Source organism: Caballeronia sp. KNU42 (assembly GCF_053760385.1).
Window position 1 is genome coordinate 1,470,563 of the sequence record NZ_CM132388.1, and the last position, 22,113, is coordinate 1,492,675.

At 60.1% G+C, this 22,113-nt stretch carries 24 protein-coding genes, 1 tRNA gene and 2 pseudogenes; 7 read left to right on the forward strand and 20 right to left on the reverse strand.

Annotated elements, in window-relative coordinates; all coding sequences use genetic code 11:
* Positions 1 to 35: 35 nt before the first annotated feature.
* The gene (gene rpsU / locus ACSOSP_RS06440; protein WP_031359044.1) at positions 36 to 248 is read left to right on the forward strand and encodes a 30S ribosomal protein S21; all 213 of its coding nucleotides are present in this window, start codon (positions 36 to 38) and stop codon (positions 246 to 248) included.
* 470 nt (positions 249 to 718) lie between these two features.
* Here the strand turns inward: rpsU and ACSOSP_RS06445 are convergent.
* A tRNA-Met gene (locus ACSOSP_RS06445) sits at positions 719 to 795 on the reverse strand.
* Between the two features lie 78 nt (positions 796 to 873).
* Positions 874 to 2,406, reverse strand: a complete 1,533-nt coding sequence (locus ACSOSP_RS06450; RefSeq protein WP_455310179.1) for a peptide MFS transporter — start codon at positions 2,404 to 2,406, stop codon at positions 874 to 876.
* Positions 2,407 to 2,823: 417 nt separating this feature from the next.
* On the opposite strand from ACSOSP_RS06450, the gene ACSOSP_RS06455 reads away from it, so the two are divergent.
* A complete protein-coding gene (locus ACSOSP_RS06455; protein WP_455310180.1) occupies positions 2,824 to 3,567 on the forward strand; it encodes an SDR family oxidoreductase in 744 nt (247 codons plus the stop codon).
* On the opposite strand, the gene ACSOSP_RS06460 is transcribed toward ACSOSP_RS06455, so the two are convergent.
* The 15 genes from ACSOSP_RS06460 to ACSOSP_RS06530 all read right to left on the reverse strand — a co-directional run bounded on the left by ACSOSP_RS06460 (position 3,507) and on the right by ACSOSP_RS06530 (position 15,650).
* Positions 3,507 to 4,265 (reverse strand): ribonuclease HI family protein, encoded by a 759-nt coding sequence (locus tag ACSOSP_RS06460; RefSeq protein WP_455310181.1) that lies wholly within the window; start codon positions 4,263 to 4,265, stop codon positions 3,507 to 3,509. The genes ACSOSP_RS06455 and ACSOSP_RS06460 overlap by 61 nt on opposite strands.
* An 87-nt stretch (positions 4,266 to 4,352) precedes the next feature.
* A complete protein-coding gene (gene ccmI, locus ACSOSP_RS06465; protein WP_455310182.1) occupies positions 4,353 to 5,606 on the reverse strand; it encodes a c-type cytochrome biogenesis protein CcmI in 1,254 nt (417 codons plus the stop codon).
* Positions 5,603 to 6,172, reverse strand: a complete 570-nt coding sequence (locus ACSOSP_RS06470) for a cytochrome c-type biogenesis protein (protein ID WP_455310183.1) — start codon at positions 6,170 to 6,172, stop codon at positions 5,603 to 5,605. Before ACSOSP_RS06470 ends, ccmI begins: the two co-directional genes overlap by 4 nt.
* Positions 6,165 to 6,704, reverse strand: coding sequence for a DsbE family thiol:disulfide interchange protein (locus ACSOSP_RS06475; RefSeq protein WP_455310184.1), 540 nt, complete (start codon positions 6,702 to 6,704; stop codon positions 6,165 to 6,167). The genes ACSOSP_RS06470 and ACSOSP_RS06475 overlap by 8 nt, the downstream gene beginning before the upstream one ends.
* The gene (locus tag ACSOSP_RS06480; RefSeq protein WP_455310185.1) at positions 6,701 to 8,740 is read right to left on the reverse strand and encodes a heme lyase CcmF/NrfE family subunit; all 2,040 of its coding nucleotides are present in this window, start codon (positions 8,738 to 8,740) and stop codon (positions 6,701 to 6,703) included. The genes ACSOSP_RS06475 and ACSOSP_RS06480 overlap by 4 nt, the downstream gene beginning before the upstream one ends.
* On the reverse strand, positions 8,737 to 9,207 hold the full coding sequence (gene ccmE / locus ACSOSP_RS06485; protein WP_455310186.1) for a cytochrome c maturation protein CcmE: 471 nt from the start codon (positions 9,205 to 9,207) through the stop codon (positions 8,737 to 8,739). The genes ACSOSP_RS06480 and ccmE overlap by 4 nt, the downstream gene beginning before the upstream one ends.
* Positions 9,204 to 9,392, reverse strand: coding sequence for a heme exporter protein CcmD (ccmD, locus tag ACSOSP_RS06490; RefSeq protein WP_455310187.1), 189 nt, complete (start codon positions 9,390 to 9,392; stop codon positions 9,204 to 9,206). Before ccmD ends, ccmE begins: the two co-directional genes overlap by 4 nt.
* A complete protein-coding gene (gene ccmC / locus ACSOSP_RS06495) occupies positions 9,392 to 10,111 on the reverse strand; it encodes a heme ABC transporter permease CcmC (protein WP_455310188.1) in 720 nt (239 codons plus the stop codon). Before ccmC ends, ccmD begins: the two co-directional genes overlap by 1 nt.
* 13 nt (positions 10,112 to 10,124) lie before the next feature.
* Complete coding sequence (gene ccmB, locus ACSOSP_RS06500) at positions 10,125 to 10,793, reverse strand: heme exporter protein CcmB (protein ID WP_455310189.1); 669 nt, start codon at positions 10,791 to 10,793, stop codon at positions 10,125 to 10,127.
* Positions 10,781 to 11,476, reverse strand: coding sequence for a cytochrome c biogenesis heme-transporting ATPase CcmA (ccmA, locus tag ACSOSP_RS06505; protein ID WP_455310190.1), 696 nt, complete (start codon positions 11,474 to 11,476; stop codon positions 10,781 to 10,783). The genes ccmB and ccmA overlap by 13 nt, the downstream gene beginning before the upstream one ends.
* Positions 11,477 to 11,487: 11 nt before the next feature.
* Positions 11,488 to 12,102 carry a NapC/NirT family cytochrome c gene (locus tag ACSOSP_RS06510; RefSeq protein ID WP_455310192.1) on the reverse strand — a complete coding sequence of 205 codons (615 nt, stop codon included), beginning with the start codon at positions 12,100 to 12,102 and terminating at the stop codon, positions 11,488 to 11,490.
* Positions 12,103 to 12,111: 9 nt separating this feature from the next.
* Positions 12,112 to 12,609, reverse strand: coding sequence for a nitrate reductase cytochrome c-type subunit (locus tag ACSOSP_RS06515; RefSeq protein WP_455310193.1), 498 nt, complete (start codon positions 12,607 to 12,609; stop codon positions 12,112 to 12,114).
* 10 nt (positions 12,610 to 12,619) lie between these two features.
* Positions 12,620 to 15,124 carry a periplasmic nitrate reductase subunit alpha gene (gene napA / locus ACSOSP_RS06520; RefSeq protein WP_455310194.1) on the reverse strand — a complete coding sequence of 835 codons (2,505 nt, stop codon included), beginning with the start codon at positions 15,122 to 15,124 and terminating at the stop codon, positions 12,620 to 12,622.
* Complete coding sequence (locus tag ACSOSP_RS06525) at positions 15,096 to 15,431, reverse strand: chaperone NapD (RefSeq protein WP_455310195.1); 336 nt, start codon at positions 15,429 to 15,431, stop codon at positions 15,096 to 15,098. Before ACSOSP_RS06525 ends, napA begins: the two co-directional genes overlap by 29 nt.
* Positions 15,432 to 15,491: 60 nt before the next feature.
* Complete coding sequence (locus ACSOSP_RS06530; protein ID WP_031359061.1) at positions 15,492 to 15,650, reverse strand: periplasmic nitrate reductase, NapE protein; 159 nt, start codon at positions 15,648 to 15,650, stop codon at positions 15,492 to 15,494.
* Positions 15,651 to 15,703: 53 nt separating this feature from the next.
* Between ACSOSP_RS06530 and ACSOSP_RS06535 the strand changes: the two genes are divergently transcribed.
* A complete protein-coding gene (locus tag ACSOSP_RS06535; protein ID WP_455310196.1) occupies positions 15,704 to 15,883 on the forward strand; it encodes a hypothetical protein in 180 nt (59 codons plus the stop codon).
* A 193-nt stretch (positions 15,884 to 16,076) separates the two neighbouring features.
* On the opposite strand, the gene ACSOSP_RS06540 is transcribed toward ACSOSP_RS06535, so the two are convergent.
* Entirely contained in the window at positions 16,077 to 16,781 is a 705-nt protein-coding gene (locus ACSOSP_RS06540; protein WP_455310197.1) for a glutathione S-transferase N-terminal domain-containing protein, read from the reverse strand.
* 337 nt (positions 16,782 to 17,118) lie between these two features.
* Here ACSOSP_RS06540 and ACSOSP_RS06545 point away from each other — a divergent pair, with 337 nt between their 5' ends.
* The 4 genes and pseudogenes from ACSOSP_RS06545 to ACSOSP_RS06560 all read left to right on the forward strand — a co-directional run bounded on the left by ACSOSP_RS06545 (position 17,119) and on the right by ACSOSP_RS06560 (position 21,404).
* On the forward strand, positions 17,119 to 19,293 hold the full coding sequence (locus tag ACSOSP_RS06545; protein ID WP_455310198.1) for a malate synthase G: 2,175 nt from the start codon (positions 17,119 to 17,121) through the stop codon (positions 19,291 to 19,293).
* Positions 19,294 to 19,381: 88 nt separating this feature from the next.
* The gene (locus ACSOSP_RS06550; RefSeq protein ID WP_455310200.1) at positions 19,382 to 19,588 is read left to right on the forward strand and encodes an AbrB/MazE/SpoVT family DNA-binding domain-containing protein; all 207 of its coding nucleotides are present in this window, start codon (positions 19,382 to 19,384) and stop codon (positions 19,586 to 19,588) included.
* Positions 19,560 to 19,990, forward strand: a pseudogene (locus ACSOSP_RS06555) (PIN domain-containing protein). The gene ACSOSP_RS06550 and the pseudogene ACSOSP_RS06555 overlap by 29 nt, the downstream one beginning before the upstream one ends.
* Positions 19,991 to 20,144: 154 nt before the next feature.
* Entirely contained in the window at positions 20,145 to 21,404 is a 1,260-nt protein-coding gene (locus ACSOSP_RS06560) for an IS256 family transposase (RefSeq protein WP_455310201.1), read from the forward strand.
* Positions 21,405 to 21,444: 40 nt separating this feature from the next.
* Here ACSOSP_RS06560 and ACSOSP_RS06565 read toward each other — a convergent pair whose 3' ends face one another.
* Both ACSOSP_RS06565 and ACSOSP_RS06570 read right to left on the reverse strand, forming a co-directional pair.
* Positions 21,445 to 21,714, reverse strand: coding sequence for a helix-turn-helix domain-containing protein (locus tag ACSOSP_RS06565; RefSeq protein ID WP_455310870.1), 270 nt, complete (start codon positions 21,712 to 21,714; stop codon positions 21,445 to 21,447).
* A 73-nt stretch (positions 21,715 to 21,787) separates the two neighbouring features.
* Positions 21,788 to 21,943: pseudogene (locus tag ACSOSP_RS06570) on the reverse strand (type II toxin-antitoxin system RelE/ParE family toxin); the annotation flags it as partial.
* Positions 21,944 to 22,113 lie beyond the last annotated feature (170 nt).

Here is a 22,113-nt window from a genome sequence, read left to right on the forward strand (position 1 = left end):
AATTTTCTGGCAGGGCCAGACCAACTGAGATCTCAATGACAAAAGTATTGTTGAAAGAGAACGAGCCTTTCGACGTCGCCATGCGCCGTTTTCGCCGGACCGTCGAACGTACGGGCCTGATTCAGGAACTGAAGTCGCGTATGGCTTTTGAAAAGCCGACCACCGAGCGCAAGCGCAAGAAAGCTGCTGCTGTTGCTCGCCTGCGCAAGCAGATCCGTCGCGCACAGTTGCCCAAGAAATTCTATTGATGTCGTTGCACGTCTGAACGGCGGCTTGCCGGTCGACCCGGTTCGATCGAAGCGCCCTTGCCCGGCGGTCAATGTGCGGTTCGATCCGCAGATCAATCATGACGCACTTCGCCCGTCGAGGCGAACCCGGGCGAAGCCAAGGCGGCAGCGCTCCATTGAGCACCCGCATTGAACACCATCAAAGCGCACTTGCTGAATCGATCATGACGGCTCGGCCGCATGAATAGATCGCGTGGAAATATAAACTGCGCGCCACGCTTGGCCGCGCCGCTTCCGTTGAACTGTTGATGAGTCTCGAGGGGTCGATAACTGTATCGGCCTTGGCCCACGCATCCAGAATTCGAAAGCCCGCACGATTTACACCGTGCTGGCTTTCTGCGCTTAACGATAATTCATCGAAGCACTTTCCAACCATGCAGGACCGTAAACGCATAAAGCCCGGATAGTCCGGGCTTTATGCGTTGAATCTCTGGTTGCGGGGGTAGGATTTGAACCTACGACCTTCGGGTTATGAGCCCGACGAGCTGCCAGACTGCTCCACCCCGCGAAAAAGATTATAGCGCTTAGGGTATGTCAGGTCAAACCGAATCGACGAATATTGATATCGAATGTGAATGCGTTGATTTTATTGCAGCGATGCCGGCTTCGCCGGAGGGTACGGATCGGTCCCGCGACGTAGCGCTTCCACACAACGCCGATGTTCCCGCGACAAGCGATTCAACAACGGCAGCAGAATGATTGCTACGGCTGCCCCGCCCGCCGCGAGGCAGCCAAGTCCGAAAAAAAGCTTCGTATAAAGCGGCAGTGATTGCAGCGAGCTCAGGTCGTTGGAAGGCATGCGCGCGAAGTTGGCGACCACGCTGCCCAGATACTGCGACACGCCCGTTGCGACGTAATACGCGCCCATCATGAAACCGCTCATGCGTGCGGGCACGTAGTGGGCGATCATCGCGAGTCCCAGCCCCGACACCAACAGTTCACCGAGCGAATAGAGTCCGTAGCCGCTCACCATGAACCACGACGACACGCGGCCATCGACGGCATAGCGGCCACTGAACGCGAACACGAAAAAGCCCAGCGCAACCACCATGAAACCCAGCGCGTACTTAGCGGCGATGGGGATATCGTGCCCGCTTTGCGCGAGCCGTGTATACGCGATCGCGAGGAACGGACTCAGCAGCATGATCCAGAGCGGATTCAACGCCTGGAACTGCGCTGCGCTCCATGAGAACAAGGTTACGTTGAAGAGCGTGAACGAGGCGTCCACGTTGCGCAGCGCGAACAAGGTCAGCGAGGTGGACATCTGCTGATAAAAGATAAAGAACAGGATGACCTGCAGCGTGAGGATCAACGCAGCGAGCAGACCGGCGCGTTCGCTTCGATCACATTTCAACAGCATCCAGCCGAAGATCACGAGAACGGCGACGCCAGCTGCGTACACGCAGATCGCCGCCACGTCTTCGTTCTGCAGCACGAATACTGTCGCGAGACCCAAGGCCACGCCGCCGACCGCGACCGCGGCAAGGCGGCCCCACTTCATGGGCTCGTCGTCAGGAGCGGAGCCAATGCGCCCGACCGAGCGCCGCATCACCATGAAGTTGATCAAGCCGAGCACCATCCCCGCAAAACACACGGCGAAGGCGACGTGCCAGCCCCAGTGATCCTTGATCCACGGCGTTGCGAGCATCGAAATCGTCGAGCCGATATTGACCGACATGTAGTAGATGGTGAACGCGCTGTCGAGGCGCGCGTCATCGCCTTCGTAAATGCGGCGCACGAGATTCGCTGCGTTCGCCTTGAAGAGACCATTGCCGACCACGATCACACCCAGCGCCGCGTACAGGTACCCCAATGATTCGAACGGAATGGAGAGCATCAGGTAACCCGATGCCAGAACGCACGCGCCGAAGATCATCGTGCGCCGCGCGCCCAGCACCTTGTCGCCAATCCAGCCGCCTATTGCCGGCGCCGAGAACACGAGCGCGGTAAACGCGCCCCATGTGAGGTTCGCGTGGGAATCGGCGAAACCGAGCTTGTCGATCATGAACAGCACGAGTAACGCCGCCATGCCGTAATAGCCGAAACGCTCCCACATCTCGATGAGAAAAACAGTCGTGAACGAGCGCGTCTGAGACGCGCTGGACGGATGTGGAGTCATGGGTGGGGAATCTCGATTGAGGTTGAACGGCGCCCTCTGCCTCTGAATCGTTCGCGACCCATGCGCCAGCCAGGCGATGTGGGATAAGACGCATTCGATTCGTTAATACAGGAGTCCGATACATGGGAAGTCGCGATTATCCCAACACTTTTCCAAAATGTGTGTCAAATGCTTGCACATACAGCGTTCAGTTTTTTGAGACTGAGGCGGCGGATGAAAATTGGATGAAGCGCTCTTGTGTTGCTATTGTTTGATCAGCGTCAATTGTTCTTTGAATTGAACAGGTTTCTTATACTTCTTATATATTTTCAATCATTTCGTATAACGATCTAATTGATCGATCCGGTACCGCCTCACGGTCTTTTTTAAAATTCGTGCTAACTTTGCGTCTTCAATTCATTCTCAGGTTGCATCGACATGAACACTACCAAGGCGATTCTCACCGGCCACACGCGCGGTCTCGGCGCGGCGCTGGCCGACCTTATGCTGTCACGCGGCATCGCCGTGCTGGGGATATCGCGCGGGGTATCGCACACTCGAAGCAACATGCCCGCTTCAGCGCTCTTGCACGAGGTCGAACTCGATCTCGCGGATCCCGTCGCGCTGGGTGAATGGCTTGGAACTGAAACGCTCGCGCGTTTTTTCGATGGCGCGCATACCGTCCTGCTGATCAACAATGCCGGCATGCTGCAGCCAGTGGGAGCAATTGAAGGGCAGCACGTGAACGCTATCGGGCGCTCGGTGAGCCTGAATGTCGCCGCGCCGTTGATGTTATCGGCAGCAGTGGCAGCCGCAAGCCCGGCGGCGGCTGATCGGCGGATTGTGCATATTTCGAGCGGTGCGGCACGCAACGCGTATGCCGGCTGGAGCATCTATTGCGCGACGAAGGCGGCGCTCGATCACCATGCCCGTGCGGTCGCGCTGGATAACAACCGCGCGTTGAGAATTTGCAGCGTTGCACCGGGTGTCGTCGATACCGGCATGCAAGCCGAGATTCGCGGCACGGGGCTGGAACAGTTTCCGCTGCGGGAAAAATTCGATGAACTCAAGCGCAGCGGCCAGCTTTCGACCCCGGCCGATGCCGCCCGAAAAGTGCTCGACTACGCGTTGAGCGGCACGTTCGGCGACGCCCCCGCGGTGGACGTACGCGAGCTGTCGTGAGTCTCCGCATGATGATCTGGATGAGCGTCGCCGCGAACTGCTTGCTGCGAAAGCGCATCGGCGGCTGCGTTGCGGGCGCGGGGAATCCACTGGAGGCGAACATCGGCGAGTTGCGCGATCAGAGCGCGCGCCTGCGCCGCGTAGGTGCTTAGCGCGGGCGCGCTGCTGGCTTCGTCGCCAAGCACGTCTTCAATGACGACCTGACTGTCACCATGAATCACCAGTTTGGACGGGGCCGGCTTTCGTGATACCGCGGCTTCGAGCACCGCGATGAGCGCAAGATATTCCGCCTCGCAACTGTCGCCATGACCGGCCCGCGCGCTGATTTTCACGACGTCGCCGTCCGGGCCCTCCAGCACGCCGCCAATGCCAATCTTGCCAGGATTCGGATGCGCCGAACCGTCGAACCAGGCATGCCAGGCGGCGGCATCGCGGACAGCGGGCCGCACTCTTCTGGCCGCGCGCGCGGCGGCACGTTCTTGCTCACGATGATGCCGCACCTGTTCGGTCGCGGCCCTTTCCCGACGCCGCGCGCTCACGAGCTCCGCGAGCGTCTGCGTGCCGGCGGATTTTTCCAGCGTCTGCATCAAGGCGGCGTAAGCGGAGAGCGACGAGAGTTTCGACAAGCGCCGGCTCATCGCACGCTCCTTCTTGTAGGCAATTTGCAATAGCTCTTCGAACTCGAACATGCTGGGCATTGAAGTCATCGAATGCCGAGCTTAACAAGTTTTTGCAGCGGGTCGGAAATCGCGGCGTGGAGAACCTTGCCGGTTGATGTGAAGCGCTCAGGGCGATGGCGCCGCAATCACTACGCTGGCATGTCGATGCTCCGAACCTTGCGCGTCGCCTCGCCCGGTCAGGTCGCTCGCGCCCGATGCCGAAACAATCCGCGCTTCCACCACGACCTGCTGGTGCGCCGAGAGCGTGTCGGTTGCGTTGATGGCAAGGGAGTCATCGAGAACGATCGTAGTGGGAAGTTGACCCGCCACCAGATGACGCTCGGCGAGCAACGTGCCTGGCGGGGCTGCAGCAACGACCGCACTTGCCGGGCCCGTCGAAGCCGGTGCGTCGCTCGTGCGCGCAGTCACGATCACCGCTGCATCGGACGCGACGTGCGCGCCGTCAGCCAGCCGAATATCCACGGTCACCGCGCTCGCGCCCAGCGCCTCATCAATATTCTTGCGCACCTGGACGGCCTCGGGCGAATCTGCCTTGAGCGTCGCGAGCAGCCTTCGCCAATACTCGATCGCGCGGGCATAATCCCGCGCGTCGAACGCCGCCGATGCCGCCAGCGCAAGCGCTTTCGGATCGGCAGGATCAATGGCGAGCGCCGCCGCGATCTCCTCCGATGCTCGCCCGGCGAGCCGGCCATTTTCCGCGCTGGCGATGGCATCGGCGAAATCAGCTCGCAGCGATGCGTCGCGCGGCTCGAGCGCTACTGCCTTCGCGTAGGCCGCGACCGCGTCCGTCGGCCGTTCGAGCACGGTGTACGAGCGGGCGAGCGTGGCCCAGGCGTCGGCATCGCGAGGATCCGGCGCATGATCGCGCAGACGAAATGCGAGCCGCGAGACCATCATCTCCACCGACATCGACGACATGTCGTGCGAGACGCCCAACGAGACACCCAGCGACTCGTCCAGCGGGTTGTCCAGCTTAAGCGCCGCCGGTTCGCCGAGCTCCAGATACAGGAGGCACGCAGCGCTCGGGAAAAGCGCAATCAGCAAGGCGCAGGTTGCGGCGCGGGTTGTGGCGCGTGTAGCTGTACGCGGCGCGGACCGGCGTGCAAGCGAATGCGAACCGGTGGTATCGGCAAGTACGCGCTGTTCTATATCGCCGCGCATGCTTGCAAATTGGTCTGGCGATAAAGCGCCCGCGCGTAGATCCGCGTCGGCATCAGCCAACTCCCGCCGATACAGCGACACGCTCAGCGCGCGAGCCTTCGGTGCAACGGCTACGCTTTCCCGCTGCATCAACGGCACGACTGCGCACAGGATGGCCGTTATCAGCATCACGGCTGCGATGATCCAGAAGGTGATCATGGTCGGTTGCCCAGCAGACGTCGGGCGCGTTGCTGCTGCAAGTCGGTGAGCCTTGGCGGCATCATCTTCCGGCGTTGCAGGACGATGCCGGCGAACACCCCGAGGCCAAGTGCGAGGAGTGCGAACGGACCGAGCCAGAGGACCCACGTCAGCGTTTTGAACGGCGGATCGTAGAGAACGAAATCTCCGTAACGCGTCACCATGTAGTCGCGAATCTGCGCATCGGTTGCGCCCTGCTGGACTTGCTCGTGAATAATCAAGCGCAGATCGGCGGCGAGATCGGCCGTGGAATCCGCGATGGTTTCGTTCTGGCAGACGAGACAGCGAAAGCTCGATTCGAGGCGGCGCATGCGACCGGCCAGTTCCGGGGCGGCGCTCGCAGTCGCGGTGATTCCTGTGCTCGTGACGGCATTGGCCTGAGTTGGAACGTTGCCTTGGACCTGCACGTCAGCGCTAACCTGAGCGCCGGAATCGGCTTCCGCAATCATCACGACGCCCGATCTGGCAGCTGCGCCTGCGACACCGATCACCAACACGCAGCACAACCCGACCACGATCCTATTCATCGCTGCCCTCGCGTTGAAGGCTTCGTACGAGCGGCAAGATTTGCGTGTCGAGTGCGGCTTGCGTCAGCGGTCCCGAGCGTTTGAAGCGGATCACGCCCCGCCGGTCGACGATAAACGTTTCAGGCACGCCATACACGCCATAGTCGATACCCGTCTGCCCTGAGCGATCAATCATCGTTGCAATATACGGGTCACCCGCCTGCTTGAGCCACTGCCGCGCGGCGTCCGGTTCATCCTTGTAATCGAGCCCGTAGATCGGAACGATGTTCTTGCGCGCGAGCGCCACCAGCGCCGGCTGTTCATCGCGGCACGACTCGCACCACGACGCCCAGACGTTCATCACCCACACCTGGCCGTGCAACGCTTCGGGAGACAGGCGCCGCTCGGCGGCATCGAGACGCGGCAGGTCGAACGTGGGCGCTTGCTTGCCGATGAACGTCGACGGCAAGCGTCCCGGATCGTTCGATAGCGACGCCGCCAACACCGCGCTCAAGCCCGCGAAAAGAATCAGCGGCAGCAGGAAGCGTTTCATGATCTCGTCTCCTTGGCGTTCGCTACGTTCGCCGCCGCGATAGCCGCCTGAGTTCGAATGCGCGCATGAACCGCACTCGATGCAACCTGCCGCCGCTCACGCACGGCAAGCCGATAGCGCCGGTCGCTTGCCGCCAACATCCCGCCGAACGCCATCAACAAACACCCCGCCCAGATCCAGTCGACGAAGGGCTTGATCTGCACACGCACGGTCCACGCGGTGTTGCTGTTCTCGGCTGCATCGCCGAGTGCGACGTAGAGATCGCGGAACACGCCGCGGTTGACGGCGGCTTCGGTCATCGTCGTTTTCTGCACGGTAAAGAAGCGCTTCTCGGGATGCATCACCACAATCACGCGTCCTTCGCGGCTTACCACGATGTTTGCCCGCAGCGCGCGATAGTTCGGACCGTCGAGCGGCCTCGTGCCATCGAAGCGAAAGGTGTAGCCGCCGGCCTCGAGCGATTGCCCGATATCGAGCCGCGCATCGCCTTCGGTTTCATAGCCTTTGACAAGCGTCACCCCGGCGATAAAAATCCCGATGCCAAAGTGCGCAACGAGCATGCCGTAGAACCCACGCGGCACATGAAAGAACCGCAGGATCCAGGGCCCTCGCTGTTCGGCAATACGCCCGGCCAACGCAGCGAGCATGGTCGTCGCACACCACACGGCCAGCAGCATGCCCAGCGCCACCATGGGTTTCCATCCGCCCGCGAGCCACGGCAACGCGATCGCCGACGCCACGCTGACCAGCACCGCCCAACTCAAACGCACGGCGATATCGGGCAGGCGCGCGGACTTCCACCTTGCAATCGGGCCGATACCCATGAGGAATACGGCGGGTGTCATCAACGGCACGAACACCGCATCGAAATACGGCGCACCGACGGAGATTTTTCCGAGCCCGAGCACATCGAGCACGAGCGGATACAACGTGCCGAGGAATACCGAAGCGGCCGCGACCATCAGCAAGACGTTGTTCGATAACAGCAACGCCTCACGCGATATCGCGGCGAATCCCGGACCCAGTCCGATCTTCGGTGCCCGCCATGCGAACAAGATCAACGCGCCGCCGGTCACTATCGACAGGAACATGAGGATGAAAATGCCGCGCGTAGGATCAGAAGCGAATGCGTGCACCGATGTAATAACGCCCGAGCGCACAAGGAACGTGCCGAGCAAGCTCAGTGAAAACGCGCAGATGGCGAGCAACACGGTCCACGCGCGAAAGCTGCCGCGTTTATCGGTGACGGCGAGCGAATGCATCAGCGCCGTACCAACGAGCCAGGGCATGAACGAGGCGTTCTCCACCGGGTCCCAGAACCACCATCCGCCCCAGCCGAGTTCGTAGTACGCCCAGCCGCTGCCGAGCATGATGCCAAGCGTCAGGAAGGTCCACGCGGCCGTGGTCCACGGGCGCGACCAGCGGGCCCATGCCGCATCGAGTTCTCCTGACAACAACGCCGAGACCGCAAACGAGAAGGCCACCGCGAAGCCGACATAGCCCATGTAAAGAATGGGAGGATGCGAAACCATGCCCGGGTCTTGCAGCAACGGGTTGAGATCGCGCCCATCCATTGCAGGCGGCAAAAGACGCGTGAACGGATTGGAAGTCCAGAGCATGAACGCGAGGAAACCCACATTGATCCAGCTCATCACGCCGAGCACGCGCGCGACCATGGGCCGGGGAAGCTGCTTGCTGAACACGGATACCGCCGCCATCCACCACGTGAGCAGCAAGGTCCAGAGCAACAGCGAACCTTCATGACCGCCCCACACCGCGGCGAAGCGGTAGACGAGCGGCAGCATCGAATTGGAATTCGACGCGACGTACGCCACCGAGAAATCATTGCCTACGAACGAAACCGCCAGGCAAGCGAACGCCATCGTGACGAATCCGCATTGGGCGCGTGCAAGCGCCCACGCGCTTCGCGTCCAGCCGGAGATCCCGCGAGCTGCGCCGACAAGCGGCAACACGCCGGCCGTGATCGCGAGCAGCAATGCCACGATCAACGCGAACTGGCCGAGTTCCGGGATCATCGGGTGACTCCTGCGGCAACCAATGCCTGATCCGATACCCGCATGGAGCGCGCGCGCTTGATGGCATCGGCGACATCCGGCGGCATGTATTTTTCGTCGTGTTTGGCCAGCACCTGATCCGCCAGGAACACACCGTCCGGCAACAGCCTGCCCTGCGCCACCACGCCCTTGCCTTCGCGAAACAGGTCGGGCAGCGCCCCGCGGTAGAGCACTGGAATCTCTCGAGCGGTATCGGTGATCATGAAACGCACGGTCAGGCCACTGGCGTCGCGCTCGACCGAACCGCGCTCCACCAACCCGCCTATGCGCAATCGCGTTGCGTGCTGCACGCCGCCCGAGACGAGTTGCGAGGGTGTGACGAAGAACATCACGTTGGCGTTAAACGCATTCAACACGAGCGCCGCCGCGCCGCCGAGCGCCACAAGCCCGGCGGCGACACCGCACGCGCGCCGCGTGCGCCCTTTCACGGTTTCTCCGTCAACGTGCTTGTACGCGTGCGCGATTGGACATCACGCCCGCGCCTGCGCTGCCGCCTGTTCGAACCGACCGTGATTGCGATCTCGATGGCGAGCACGAGGAAGGTAATGTCGAACGCGACCCATAGGTACCAAAGGTCGCCATCGCCGCCGGTCAAGCTGTTCAGGACGTTCATCACGCGCCCTCCCGTTCATCGATAATCCGCCGCACCCGTACCAGCGCCATGGCGATCGCGTAAGACCAGAACGCCAGCGTCATCACGACGAGGCCGGTGAGCATTGAGCTGTCCATCGATACCCCGCTGCCGAATGAAAGCGATGCACCCTGATGCAGCGTGTACCACCACTGCACTGAGAAATAGATGACGGGCACATTCACCACCCCGGCGAGCGCGAGCACGGCACAGGCACGATCGGCGCGGCGGATGTCGTCGATAGCGCCATGCAGCGAGATGAAGCCCAGATACAGGAACAGGAGAATCAGCTCGGACGTAAGCCGGGCGTCCCAGACCCACCACGCACCCCAGGTCGGGCGGCCCCACAGCGCGCCCGTCACGAGCGCGAGGGCGGTGAAGAGCGCGCCGGTCGGGGCGATGGCGCGGGCCATCATCGCGGAAAGGCGTGCGTTCAGGATCAGGCCAAGCGCTGCGTAAGCGGCCATCACGACATAGAGCAGCATCGACATCCATGCCGCCGGCACATGCACGAACATGATGCGATACACATCGCCCTGCGCGGCGTCCGTGGGCGCGACGAACAACGCGATCTGGATGCCCGGCATCACGAGCAACAGCGCGGCAATGGCGAAGCGGGGAATCATCTTCCCCGCGAGCCGATGAAATGGTCTCGGCGATGCGTAACGCAGCCAGCCGGTCAGCGCCATAGATGAATTCATGATTGATACGCCCTCATTCCGCAGAGATCCGTAATGCCGCGACGGTTGCCACCGGGCACAGCGCGAGTGCCGCGAGGAAGCTTGCGCCGAGGAGCGAAAAGTTGGCCGTTGACCATGCTCCGGCGCGCGATGGATCGGCCGCGTTGGCGCCGAAGATCAGCACCGGCGTTTCGAGCGGCAGCACCAATACCGCGAGCAGCATGCCGCCGCCGCGCACGCCGAGCGTGAGCGCCGCGCCCATCGAACCGATCAGGCTCAGGACAGGTGTTCCGAGCAACAACGCTGCTGTCAGGCGGCCGACGGTATCGAAGGGCAAACCGTATTGAAGCGCGAGAACTGGCGCAAGCAACACGAGCGCGAAGCCGCTAGTCAGCCAGTGCGCACCGATCTTCGCCATCACGATAGTCAGCAGCGAACGCGGCGAAAGCAGCATCTGGTCGAGTGCGCCATCGGCGAAGTCGGGGCCGAATAAACGCGCCAGCGAGAGCATCGCGGCGAACAGCGCGGTCACCCACAACACGCCCGGCGCGATGGCCTGCAACAACGCGGCGTCCGCCCCGACCGCAAGCGGAAACAGGCTCGCCGCTATCACGAAGAACAGCAGGCAGCCAAGGGCGGCGGTGCGCCGCCGCCACGTCAGGGCGAGTTCGCGCTGCACGATGCGCGCCGTCAGTCGGAACATCGGCCGCACGGTTCGAAGTAGAGATTGCGGGTGGCCGACGGCGCGGTGGTGATGAGCTTATGCGTGGTCATCAATACGATGCCGCCTCGCTCCAGATGTCCCGCGATGCAGCGTTCGAGCACGCCGGACGATTCTTCGTCCAACGCTGCGGCCGGTTCGTCGAGCAGCCATAGCGGCTTGTGTTCCAACAATAGCCGCGAGATGGCAAGCCGGCGCTTTTGTCCCGCAGATAAGCCGCGCACGATCGCGTGCCGGTAGCGGTCAAGCCCCACGCTCTCGAGCGCTTTCTCCTGGACCTCTATGCGCTCTTCGGCGACTTCGCCCAGCACCGAACTGAAGGTGAGGTTCTCGGCCGCGGTCAGGTCGTCGCTGATGCCGTTCAGATGCCCGAGATAGGCCAGCGACTGCCGCCACACGTCCGGACGCGCCTGGGCATCCTTGCCGCGCCATCGCACCGTTCCCGCGCTCGGTTGCAACAACCCCGCGAGCACGCGCAGCAGCGTGGTCTTGCCGCTGCCGTTCGGGCCGTGGATCTGCAGCACCTGGCCGGCGTCGACGTCGAATCCTACGTTGCTAAAAAGCCTTTCTCCGCCGCGATCAAAAGCCAGTTTGTCGACGGACAAAAGTGCATTGCCCGATCGTGCCGTAGAGAATTCCGATGGGATAAACGTGTTCTGATTCATCGATAGACCTCTCAATTTGAACGCGCTTCGCGCAATTGTTGATCTCGCATTGCCTGAGTCATGTCCGGCAATTCGTGTGCAATGCCCTTGTGGCAATCGATACACGTCTTCTCGCCCGTGGCCAGAAAACGCTGATGCGCGTTTTGCGCCCGCGGGCTTTGGCGCGTGAAATCCATCGACTCGAACGAGTGGCAATTGCGGCACTCCAGCGAGTCGTTCGCTTTCATGCGGCGCCATTCGTGTTCAGCGAGTTCGAGCCGCTTCTCCTGGAACTTCTCGCGCGTGTTGACCGTTCCAAACACCTTCGCCCACACTTCCTTCGATGCCTGCATCTTCCGTGCGATCTTGTCCGTCCAGTTGTGCGGCACATGGCAGTTGGAACAGATCGCACGCACGCCGCTACGGTTGCTGTAATGAATCGTGGTCTTCAGTTCGGCGAAGGTGTTGTCGTGCATCTCGTGGCAACTGGTGCAGAACGCTTCGGTGCTGGTCACCTCCAGCGCCGTATTGAACGCACCCCAGAACACCACGCCCGCGATAAACCCGCCGAGCGTCAGGAAGCCCAGGCTGTAGTAGGTGCTCGGGCGGTTGATCGTCTGCCAGTAGCGCTTTATCAGGCCGAACATCGCACGCTCCTATTTCTTCCCGGCCGCATCCGGCCCAGCAGGCCCGGGCGCGACGCGCACATCTTCCGCATCCTTGAACGTGTTGCCGACAAGCGGCTTCGTATCGGCTTGCGGGACATGACACTGCGTGCAGAAATAGCGCCGTGGCGAGAGGCTTCCGAGCGTTTCGTTGTCCCGGGTGAGGTAGTGCGATACGCCGATGGGCACGGCTCCACTCTCGGCCGCGCGGCTCCTCGCGTGGCACGCGAGGCAGCGGTTGGCGTTCTTGTCGAGCTGATAACCGTCGATCTTGTGCGGGATCGTCGGCGGCTGCTGTGCATAGGCGCGGCCACGGATGACATCCTTATTTTCGATAGGTGCAATCAACGGCGGTTTCGCCTCTTCATCGATCGGCGTCGTGCCGCGCATGGGGTCGTGAAACGGTTCGGCTGGAATCACCGGCTGGGTCCACGCCGCCTGGGAGAAAACGCAAAGACTTGCTGCCACCACCACGGTCCACGCTCGCATGGCCGCCTCCTCAGACTCGGACAATCTTGACGGCGCACTTCTTGTAGTCGGTCTGCAGCGAGATCGGATCGGTGGCGTCGAGCGTCGCTTTGTTGATCAGTTGGCTCGCGTCGAACCACGGTACGAACACGAGACCTCGCGGCGGTTTGTCACGACCGCGTGTCTCGATCCGCGTACGGATAAAACCGCGTCGCGACATCACCTTGACTTCGTCACCGCGCCGGAAGCCAAGTGCTTTTGCATCGTCGGGATGCATGAAGCAAACGGCGTTCGGGAATGCCCGATACAACTCCGGCACGCGGCGCGTCATCGATCCGGAATGCCAGTGTTCGAGCACGCGTCCGGTTGCGAGCCAGAACGGAAAGTCCTTGTCCGGCGTTTCGGCAGGCGGTTCGTAGGGCAACGCGTAAATCACCGCGCGGCCGTCCTTGTTACCGTAGAACTGGTAACCGGCGCCGGCTTTCACGTAGGGATCCGAGCCCTCCTTGTAACGCCAGCGCGTCTCCTTGCCGTCCACCACCGGCCAACGCAAGCCGCGCGCTTCGTGATACGCGTCAAATGGCGCGAGATCGTGACCATGCCCACGGCCGAAGCTCGCGTATTCCTCGAAGAGCCCCTTCTGCACATAAAAACCAAAGGCCTTCGCTTCATCGTTTTTATAATTCGGATTGCTTTCTATATTGGTGAATTTATCGACCTGGCCGTTGCGGTAGAGCACGTCGTAGAGCGTCTTGCCCTTCAGTTCCGGCTTCTTCGCAATCAACTCCGGCGGCCAGACTTCCTCGATCTTGAAGTGCTTCGAGAACTCGACTAGCTGCCATAAATCGGAGCGCGCACCATTCGGCGCTTCCACCAGTTGATGCCAGAATTGCGTCCGGCGCTCGGCATTGCCGTACGCGCCCTCCTTCTCGACCCACATTGCCGCGGGCAGGATCAGGTCGGCCGAGACGGCCGTCGCGGTGGGGTACACGTCCGAGACCACTATAAAATTCTCGGGGTTGCGATACCCCGGCAGCGTCTCTTCATTCAGGTTCGCGCCCGCCTGGACGTTGTTGTTGCACATGACCCAGTACGCATTCAGCTTGCCGTCCTTCAGCATGCGGTTTTGCAGCACCGCGTGGTATCCCGGCTTCTCCGGAATCGTGCCCGCAGGCAGGCGCCAGATTTGCTCCGCGTGCGCCCTGTGCTCGGGATTCGTCACCACCATGTCCGCCGGCAACCGATGCGAGAACGTCCCCACTTCGCGCGCTGTACCGCATGCCGACGGTTGCCCGGTCAGCGAGAACGGGCTGTTGCCCGGCGTGGCTATCTTGCCGGTCAGCAAGTGCAGGTTGTAGATCATGTTGTTCGCCCACGTGCCACGCGTGTGCTGGTTGAAACCCATGGTCCAGAACGACATCACCTTGATATTCGGATCGGCGTAAAGCTCCGCTAACTGATCGAGCTTGGCCTTGGGTACGCCCGACAACTTCGTCACGTAATCTGCGTCGTACTTCGAGACGAAGCGAGCGAACGCGTCGAAGTCCATGGGCTTCGACCCACTCGGATCGCCCGCGTTTTTAGCAGCTTTCTGCAACGGATGATCGGGACGCAGGCCATAGCCAATGTCCGCATTGCCTTCCTTGAACGTCACATGCTTCGCGACAAAGTCGCGGTTCACGCGATTCGTCTTGATGATCACGTTCGCGATGTAATTCATGATCGCGAGGTCCGACTGGGGCGTGAAGATCATCCGATAGTCGGCAAGATCGAAGCTGCGATGCTCGAACGTCGACAGCACCGCGACCGTTGTCTTCGGGACGCTCAGCTTGCGGTCCGTCACGCGGGTCCAGAGGATTGGATGCATCTCCGACATGTTCGATCCCCAGAGCACGAATGCGTCGGCTTGCTCGATGTCGTCGTAGCAGCCCATGGGTTCGTCCATGCCGAAGGTGCGCATGAAACCAGTCACCGCCGACGCCATGCAATGCCGCGCGTTCGGATCGAGATTGTTGCTGCGAAACCCTGCCTTCATGAGTTTCACGGCCGCGTAGCCTTCGAACACCGTCCACTGGCCCGAGCCGAACATGCCGACCGCTGTCGGCCCCTTCGCTTTCAGCACGCGCTTGAATTGCTCGGCCATCGTGGCGAATGCCTGGTCCCATGAGACCGGGGTGAACTCGCCGTCCTTCGCGTACTTGCCGTCCTTCATGCGCAGCAGCGGCGTGGTCAGGCGGTCCTCGCCGTACATGATCTTCGAGAGAAAATAACCTTTTACGCAATTCAGGCCGCGATTCACTTCGGCCAGAGGATCGCCTTGTGTCGCCACGACCCGGCCCGCCTTCACGCCCACGGTGACGCCACATCCGGTTCCGCAAAAGCGGCACGGCGCTTTCGACCAGGTGACGTCAGCTTCCGCTATCGCGACGACGGCCTTGCTCGCGCCGGCGGCCAGAGCGGGCAGCGCGACACCGGCCGCCGATGCAGCCGTCGCCGCCGCGGTCTGCTTAATAAAGCTTCGACGCGTCAGGCTCATCGCGAATCTCCTGGTCGAGCGCTTCAATATCCTCGTGATGCTGATAAACAAGCGAAGCTGAATAAACACCTGGAAGCGCATGGATGGCATTCAGCTGATCGACGATGTCAACCGAGCGGCGCGCCTCCAGGGTCACGATTATTTTTCCTTCCGGACTGGTTACGTGAATCTCGGACCCCGGCAGAAGTGAAATAGCCTGCTTGATATTTTCAAGATTCGATTGGCTTGCATGGACGACAATTCCCGCAATATGCGCCTCGGGAATTGAAGCGAGTTCAACGAATGCATTTTTCAGGCGTGCAGACATACATCGGCTCCTGTCGCTTTCAATTACGTAAAACGAATTAATCCGCGCGTTGGCCGTTAGTCAGTGCGGCGGACCGCCGATCAGCATTTGATAGAACCACACGCTGAAGCCATAAATGGCAACGAACATGATGGTCAATACAGGAACCATGATAATGGTCAGAAAGAGGAAGCTACGGAGCTCTTCCGTCTTTCGAAGGCGAGTTTCGGTTTCCGTCATGATTATGAAATACGAGAGGCCGCGAGATTAAAATCCGGTTTTTTTGAGATGCTGTGAGGGTGATTGTTGGCGCAGGCGGGGAAAGCGTCAAGGGATTTATTGTTTTGGGAGCTTGCGAGAAACGTGTGATTGTTGCAGTTAAAAATAATTATGAAAAACGGATGTCTTTATATCGCATCTTATTAATTCAACACAAACTCAATTTAATTAAAATTTCGATTCTTGAATTTTGATTATATCCCGTGATTTTTTGATAATTTGGTTCGGGACCGACGATCGTGGCTGGTCGAAGAACGTTTAGCCGGCGGAGAACCGCTGCCTGAGTGTAGGCTCAGCCCGAGATGTGATTGGTCAATGTACAGATGAGCGAAGGTAGCGCGTTGCCACCTTCGTCGCGAATACTTTTTACCCGGTTCGCAAGCCTCCTCACCCGCGCTTCGGAATATTCAGCCCTCTTGCCACCGCCGGCCTGGCGACGAACGCATCGAGCGCACGTGTGACATTCGGGAAGTTTTCGATACCGACTAGTCCACCCGCTTCGTAAAAGCCGACCAGGTTTCGTATCCACGGAAAGCTTGCTATGTCGGCGATCGTGAAGTTATCGCCCATGATCCATTCGCGCCCTTCCAGCCGCTGCTCGACTACGCCAAGCAGACGCTTCGACTCGGCCACGTAGCGGTCGCGCGGGCGCTTGTCTTCGTAGTCCTTGCCGGCGAATTTGTTGAAGAAGCCGAGCTGGCCGAACATCGGTCCAATGCCGCCCATCTGGAACATGAGCCACTGGATCGTTTCATAGCGCCCGGCCGCATCCTGGGGAATGAACTTGCCGGTCTTGTCGGCGAGATAGAGCAGGATCGCGCCGGATTCGAACAACGGCAGCGGCTTACCATCCGGCCCATTGGGATCGATGATTGCGGGGATCTTGTTATTCGGATTAAGCGATAAAAACGCCGGCGACATCTGGTCGTTGGTCTCGAAGCTGACCAGATGCGGCTCGTACGACAGTCCGGTCTCCTCCAGCATGATCGCGACCTTGACGCCGTTGGGTGTCGGCAATGAATAAAGCTGAATCCGGTCGGGATGCTGCGCGGGCCATTTTGCCGTGATGGGGAAGGCGGAAAGATCGGTCATGCTTATCCTTTTAAACGTTCAGACTTTAAGACTCTGGAGAGGCGGGCTCGGCGATGCGGGGCAACAGGGCGCCGGATCGGGCGTTGGGTTGTCCGGGTGTACAGGACGACAAATATAGACACTCCGGCGGCGCTTGTCTTTTTACACGGCACCGCGACGCGGCCATAAGCGGGCCATAAGCAACTCAGAAACGAGCCATAAGCGAGCCTGAAACCGGCCAGAATCGGATCGGATCGATAAAGAAGCGTTAACATAGCGGTATCAGGAATCTCGAATACACCGCATGGCGGCTTCCACGCGTGATTGCACCGAATACAAACAGAGCTGGAGATATCCCATGAGTCAAATGATCAAGCGAAACGGATTACAGGTTGCAGCCGAGCTCAGCCAGTACGTCGATGATGAAGCGCTGTCGGGCATCGGCATTGAGAGCGACGCGTTCTGGAAGGGCTTTGATGCCCTCGTCCACGACCTCGCCCCGAAGAACCGCGCGCTGCTCGCTGAACGTGACCGGTTGCAGACGGAACTGGACCAGTGGCATCGAAAAAATCCCGGGCCCGTTCGCGATCTGAAGGCGTACCGCGCGTTCCTGGAAGGCATCGGCTATATCGTGCCGGCGAGCGCGGCTGTGCAGGCCACGACTGAGAACGTCGATACGGAAATCGCCGAACAAGCCGGACCGCAACTGGTGGTGCCGCTCTCCAACGAGCGTTATGCGCTCAACGCCGCGAATGCGCGCTGGGGCAGCCTGTACGACGCGCTCTACGGTACCGATGCGATTCCCGACACCGACGGCGCCGAACGCACCGCGCAATTCAACCCGGCTCGCGGCGCGGCGGTGATTGCCCGTGCTCGCGCGTTCCTCGATGAAGCCGCGCCGCTCGCCGACGGTTCTCACGTCGATGCCACTGCTTATCGCGTAGAAGGCGGCAAGCTTGTCGTGGCGTTGAAAAACGGCTCGTCGGCGTTGAAATCGCCGGAGCAATTCATCGGTTTCCAGGGCGATGCAGCCTCACCGTCCGCGGTGTTGCTCAAGCATCACGGCCTGCACTTCGAGATTCAAATCGATGCGACCAACTCCATCGGCAAAACGGATGCAGCGCATGTGAAAGACGTGCTGATGGAGGCGGCGGTCTCGACGATCATCGATTGCGAGGATTCGGTTGCAGCCGTCGACGCCGTCGATAAAGTCCAGCTTTACCGCAACTGGACCGGCCTGATGAAAGGCGATCTGTCGGAACAGGTCACCAAGAACGGCAAGACCTTCACGCGCCGCCTGAACGCCGATCGTGAATACACCGCGCCCGATGGCTCGATGGTCAAGCTGCATGGCCGGTCGCTGCTGTTCATCCGTAACGTCGGGCATCTGATGACGAATCCGGCTATCGTCGATCGCGACGGGCACGAGATTCCCGAAGGCATTCTCGACGCCGTCATGACATCGCTCGGCGCGCTGCACGACCTGAAAAACAAGCTCAATTCGCGCACGGGATCGATTTACATCGTCAAGCCGAAGATGCACGGCCCGGCGGAAGTCGCGTTCGCCGATGAGCTGTTCGGGCGCGTGGAAGACCTGCTTGGCCTGCCGCGTCATACCATCAAGATGGGCATCATGGACGAGGAACGGCGCACGAGCGTCAACCTGCAGGCGTGCATCGCGGTGGCATCGGCGCGGGTGGCGTTCATCAACACGGGCTTTCTCGATCGCACCGGCGACGAGATGCACAGCGCGATGGAAGCCGGTCCGATGATGCGCAAGGGCGACATGAAATCGTCGGCGTGGATCACGGCTTATGAGCGCAATAACGTGCTCGCGGGGTTGAGCTCGGGATTGCGTGGACGCGCGCAAATTGGCAAGGGCATGTGGGCCATGCCCGACCTGATGCACGCCATGCTCGTGCAGAAGATCGCTCATCCGAAAGCGGGTGCGAATACGGCATGGGTGCCCTCGCCCACCGCCGCGACGCTGCACGCGCTGCATTACCATCAGGTCGATGTGCAAGCCGTGCAGCAGGAACTGGAAAAGACCAGTTACGCCAGCGCACGCGATGAACTGCTCAACGGGCTGCTGACGATTCCCGTCGTGGAAAAGGCGCAGTGGCCGGATGAGGAAATTCGCCAGGAAATCGAGAACAACGCGCAGGGGATTCTGGGCTACGTGGTGCGGTGGATCGACCAGGGCGTGGGATGTTCGAAGGTGCCGGATATCCACGATATCGGGCTGATGGAAGATCGCGCGACGCTGCGCATTTCGAGCCAGCATATTGCGAACTGGCTGCATCACGGGGTGGTGTCGGAGGCGCTGGTCAACGAGACGTTCGAGCGCATGGCGGCAGTTGTGGACAAGCAGAATGCCAGCGACCCGGATTATCAGCCGATGGCTGGTCGCTTTGAAACGTCGCTGGCTTTCAAGGCGGCGAAGGCGCTGGTTTTTGAGGGACGCGCGCAGCCTAGTGGGTATACGGAACCGTTGCTGCATAAGTTCCGGCTGGAGGTTAAGCAGCAGGGGTGAGAGATAGAAGGTTGACGCTCGGTGGATATACTATTTTCGACGTATATCCACCGAGGCAGCCGTGCAAGTATTTGAATGAGGAAACAGTATGGCGATCGTCCCTTCTGCGGCAATCGTGGAAGCCCTGGAATTGAACGAAGGGGACGATTTGGAAGTCGTCGTCGCGGACGGGCGAGAGTTTCAGATCAAGAAAAAGCCGATCGGTCGGGCGTTGCTAGACCGGCTTCGCCAATATCGCGGTCGTCTTCCCGCCGATTTCGCCTTCAATCGCGACGACGCGAACCGCGCAAGCTGAGGTATTCCTGGACAGCAACGTAGCGCTTTGTCTGCTTTCCGGCGACGCGACGAAAGCCGACCATGCCCAGGGTTTAATGGCGTAAGGCGGCGTCATCAGCGTTCAGGTGCTGAACGAGATCGCGAATGTGACCCGGCGCAAACTGGCCATGTCGTGGCCCGAGACAAACGATGTGCTGGACGCCGTTCGGGCCGTCTGCACGACTGTGCCGCTGACTGTGGAAACCCACGATACCGGTCGACGAATTTCAGAGCGGTACGGCTGTCTGTGTATGACTCGATGATTGCCGCAGCAGCGCTACTTGCCGGATGCAATGTCCTTTACTCCGAGGACATGCATGATGGGTTGGTCATCGACGAGCGGTTGCGGATTGTTAATCCGTTTGTTGGTACGGGTGTGTGACCTGTGATGGTCGCGATGTATGTTTGTCGTTCAACAAGCGCGTGAGCGCAGTTCACGATTTAGTCACCGGACCGAGCCCCGGCACTCACACCATTGAGATCGAGCCTGTCCAAAATTTTGTGTGTAAGGCATAACATGTCGCAAAGGAGCATGTATGCCACGCAAACGGAAGGCGGCCGCTGCGGCTGCGAGGGAATTGCCATCAATTCCCAAAGAACTGATCGATGAGTTCGTCAAGGGTCCAATGAGTGCCGAGGCGATCCAGTCGGCGTCGATGGCCTTCAAGAAGGCGTTAATCGAACGGGCGCTGGGCGCTGAACTGGGACATCACCTCGGATATCCAGTAGGCGCTGAACGGCCCGAGGACGCCGTTAATCACCGTAACGGCAAGAGCGCCAAGACGGTACTGACCGATGACGGGCCGCTGCGCCTGGATATCCCGCGAGATCGCGACGGCAGCTTTGCACCCATCCTCATTCCCAAGCACGAGCACCGCTTTACCGGCTTTGACGACAAGATCATCGCCATGTACGCCCGAGGCATGACGGTGCGCGAAATCCAAGGCTTTCTGATTGACCAGTACGGCACCGACGTATCGCCGGATTTCATCAGCTCGGTCACCGATGCCGTCATGGACGAGATCACCGTCTGGCAGTCCCGGCCGCTTGAGCCAATGTATCCGGTAGTGTTCTTTGATGCTTTACGCGTCAAAATCCGAGATGAAGGCGTGGTGCGCAACAAGGCCATCTACCTGGCTTTGGGCATGTTACCGGATGGCACACGCGACATACTGGGGCTGTGGATCGAGAACACGGAAGGTGCCAAGTTCTGGATGAAGGTGTTTGCTGACCTGCAGACGCGCGGCGTACAGGACATTCTGATTGCGGTTACCGATGGCTTGAAAGGCATGCCCGAGGCACTCGCTGCAGTGTTTCCGGCGACCACGTTGCAGACGTGCATCGTGCATTTAATTCGCAACAGCCTGGACTTTGCGAGCTGGAAGGACCGGCGAGCGCTAGCTGCCGCACTCAAGCCAATCTACTCGGCAGCAAGCGCTGAAGCGGCTCAGGCCGAACTTAATGCGTTCGAACAAGGCGCCTGGGGTCAGAAATTCCCAACCGTCGTAGCGGCATGGCGACGTGCCTGGGACCGGGTGATTCCGTTCTTTGCTTTTCCACCAGCAGTGCGCAAAGTGATTTACACGACTAATGCCATTGAGAGCATTAATGCCCGGTTACGCAAGATTGTGAAGACCCGCGGTCACTTCCCCAGCGACGAAGCCGCGACCAAGCTGATCTGGCTGGCCCTGCAAAACATCACCGCAAACTGGGGTCACGCCGCTCATGACTGGAAAGCCGCGATGAATCAATTTGCTATTCTCTATGAAGATCGATTCACCCGGCCGAGCTCATGACGTTTGATTCTGGCCCGCTGCGAAGTGGGTCTTTAGCGCCTTACACACAAAAATACTGACAGTTCCTTGAGATCACAAGGCGCTTACCGCACGCGGCCGCATATTTGCGCAACGTGGCGAAAGAAGGTGAATGCTTTTCGCTGGAAAAGGACGCTTCGAGCCGTGATACGGCCGATGCAGTCGTGCCCATGCGCTCGGCGATTTGCGCTTGCGTCAATCCGGCCTCCTTGCGGGCCACAAGTACAGCATCCAGCGCAGAGTACTCTTCCGAAAGTGCATCGTACGCCGCCTTCACGCCCGGTTTTGCCATGATCTTGTCGCGGAAAGCCCTGTCGTGTTGCACCGGGTCATATCGTTCCGCGAGTTCGCGTTCCAGTCTGGTCTTAGCCATAGTTCCGTACCTCCTTCATTCGCCTGCGGGCGATACGCAATTCGCTGTCTGGCGTTTCCTGAGTTTTCTTGGTGAACGAGTGCAGTACTACGATGCGCTGTTCCATCTGCGTGCAGTAGAACACGCGCCCGATACCTTCTGGGCCTTTGGTCGTAATTTGATGATCCACGGTTGCACGTTTTTAATTCATATCAGCGGCAGCTTGGCATCTAGCGTTCGGCAAACGCAAAACTAGCCGAAGGCCCTGAAAGCGCACCTCACTTGGTGCGCTTTTTCCTTTGTGCGTTGCGCCCGGGAGAGATATTTCTAGATTTCTTG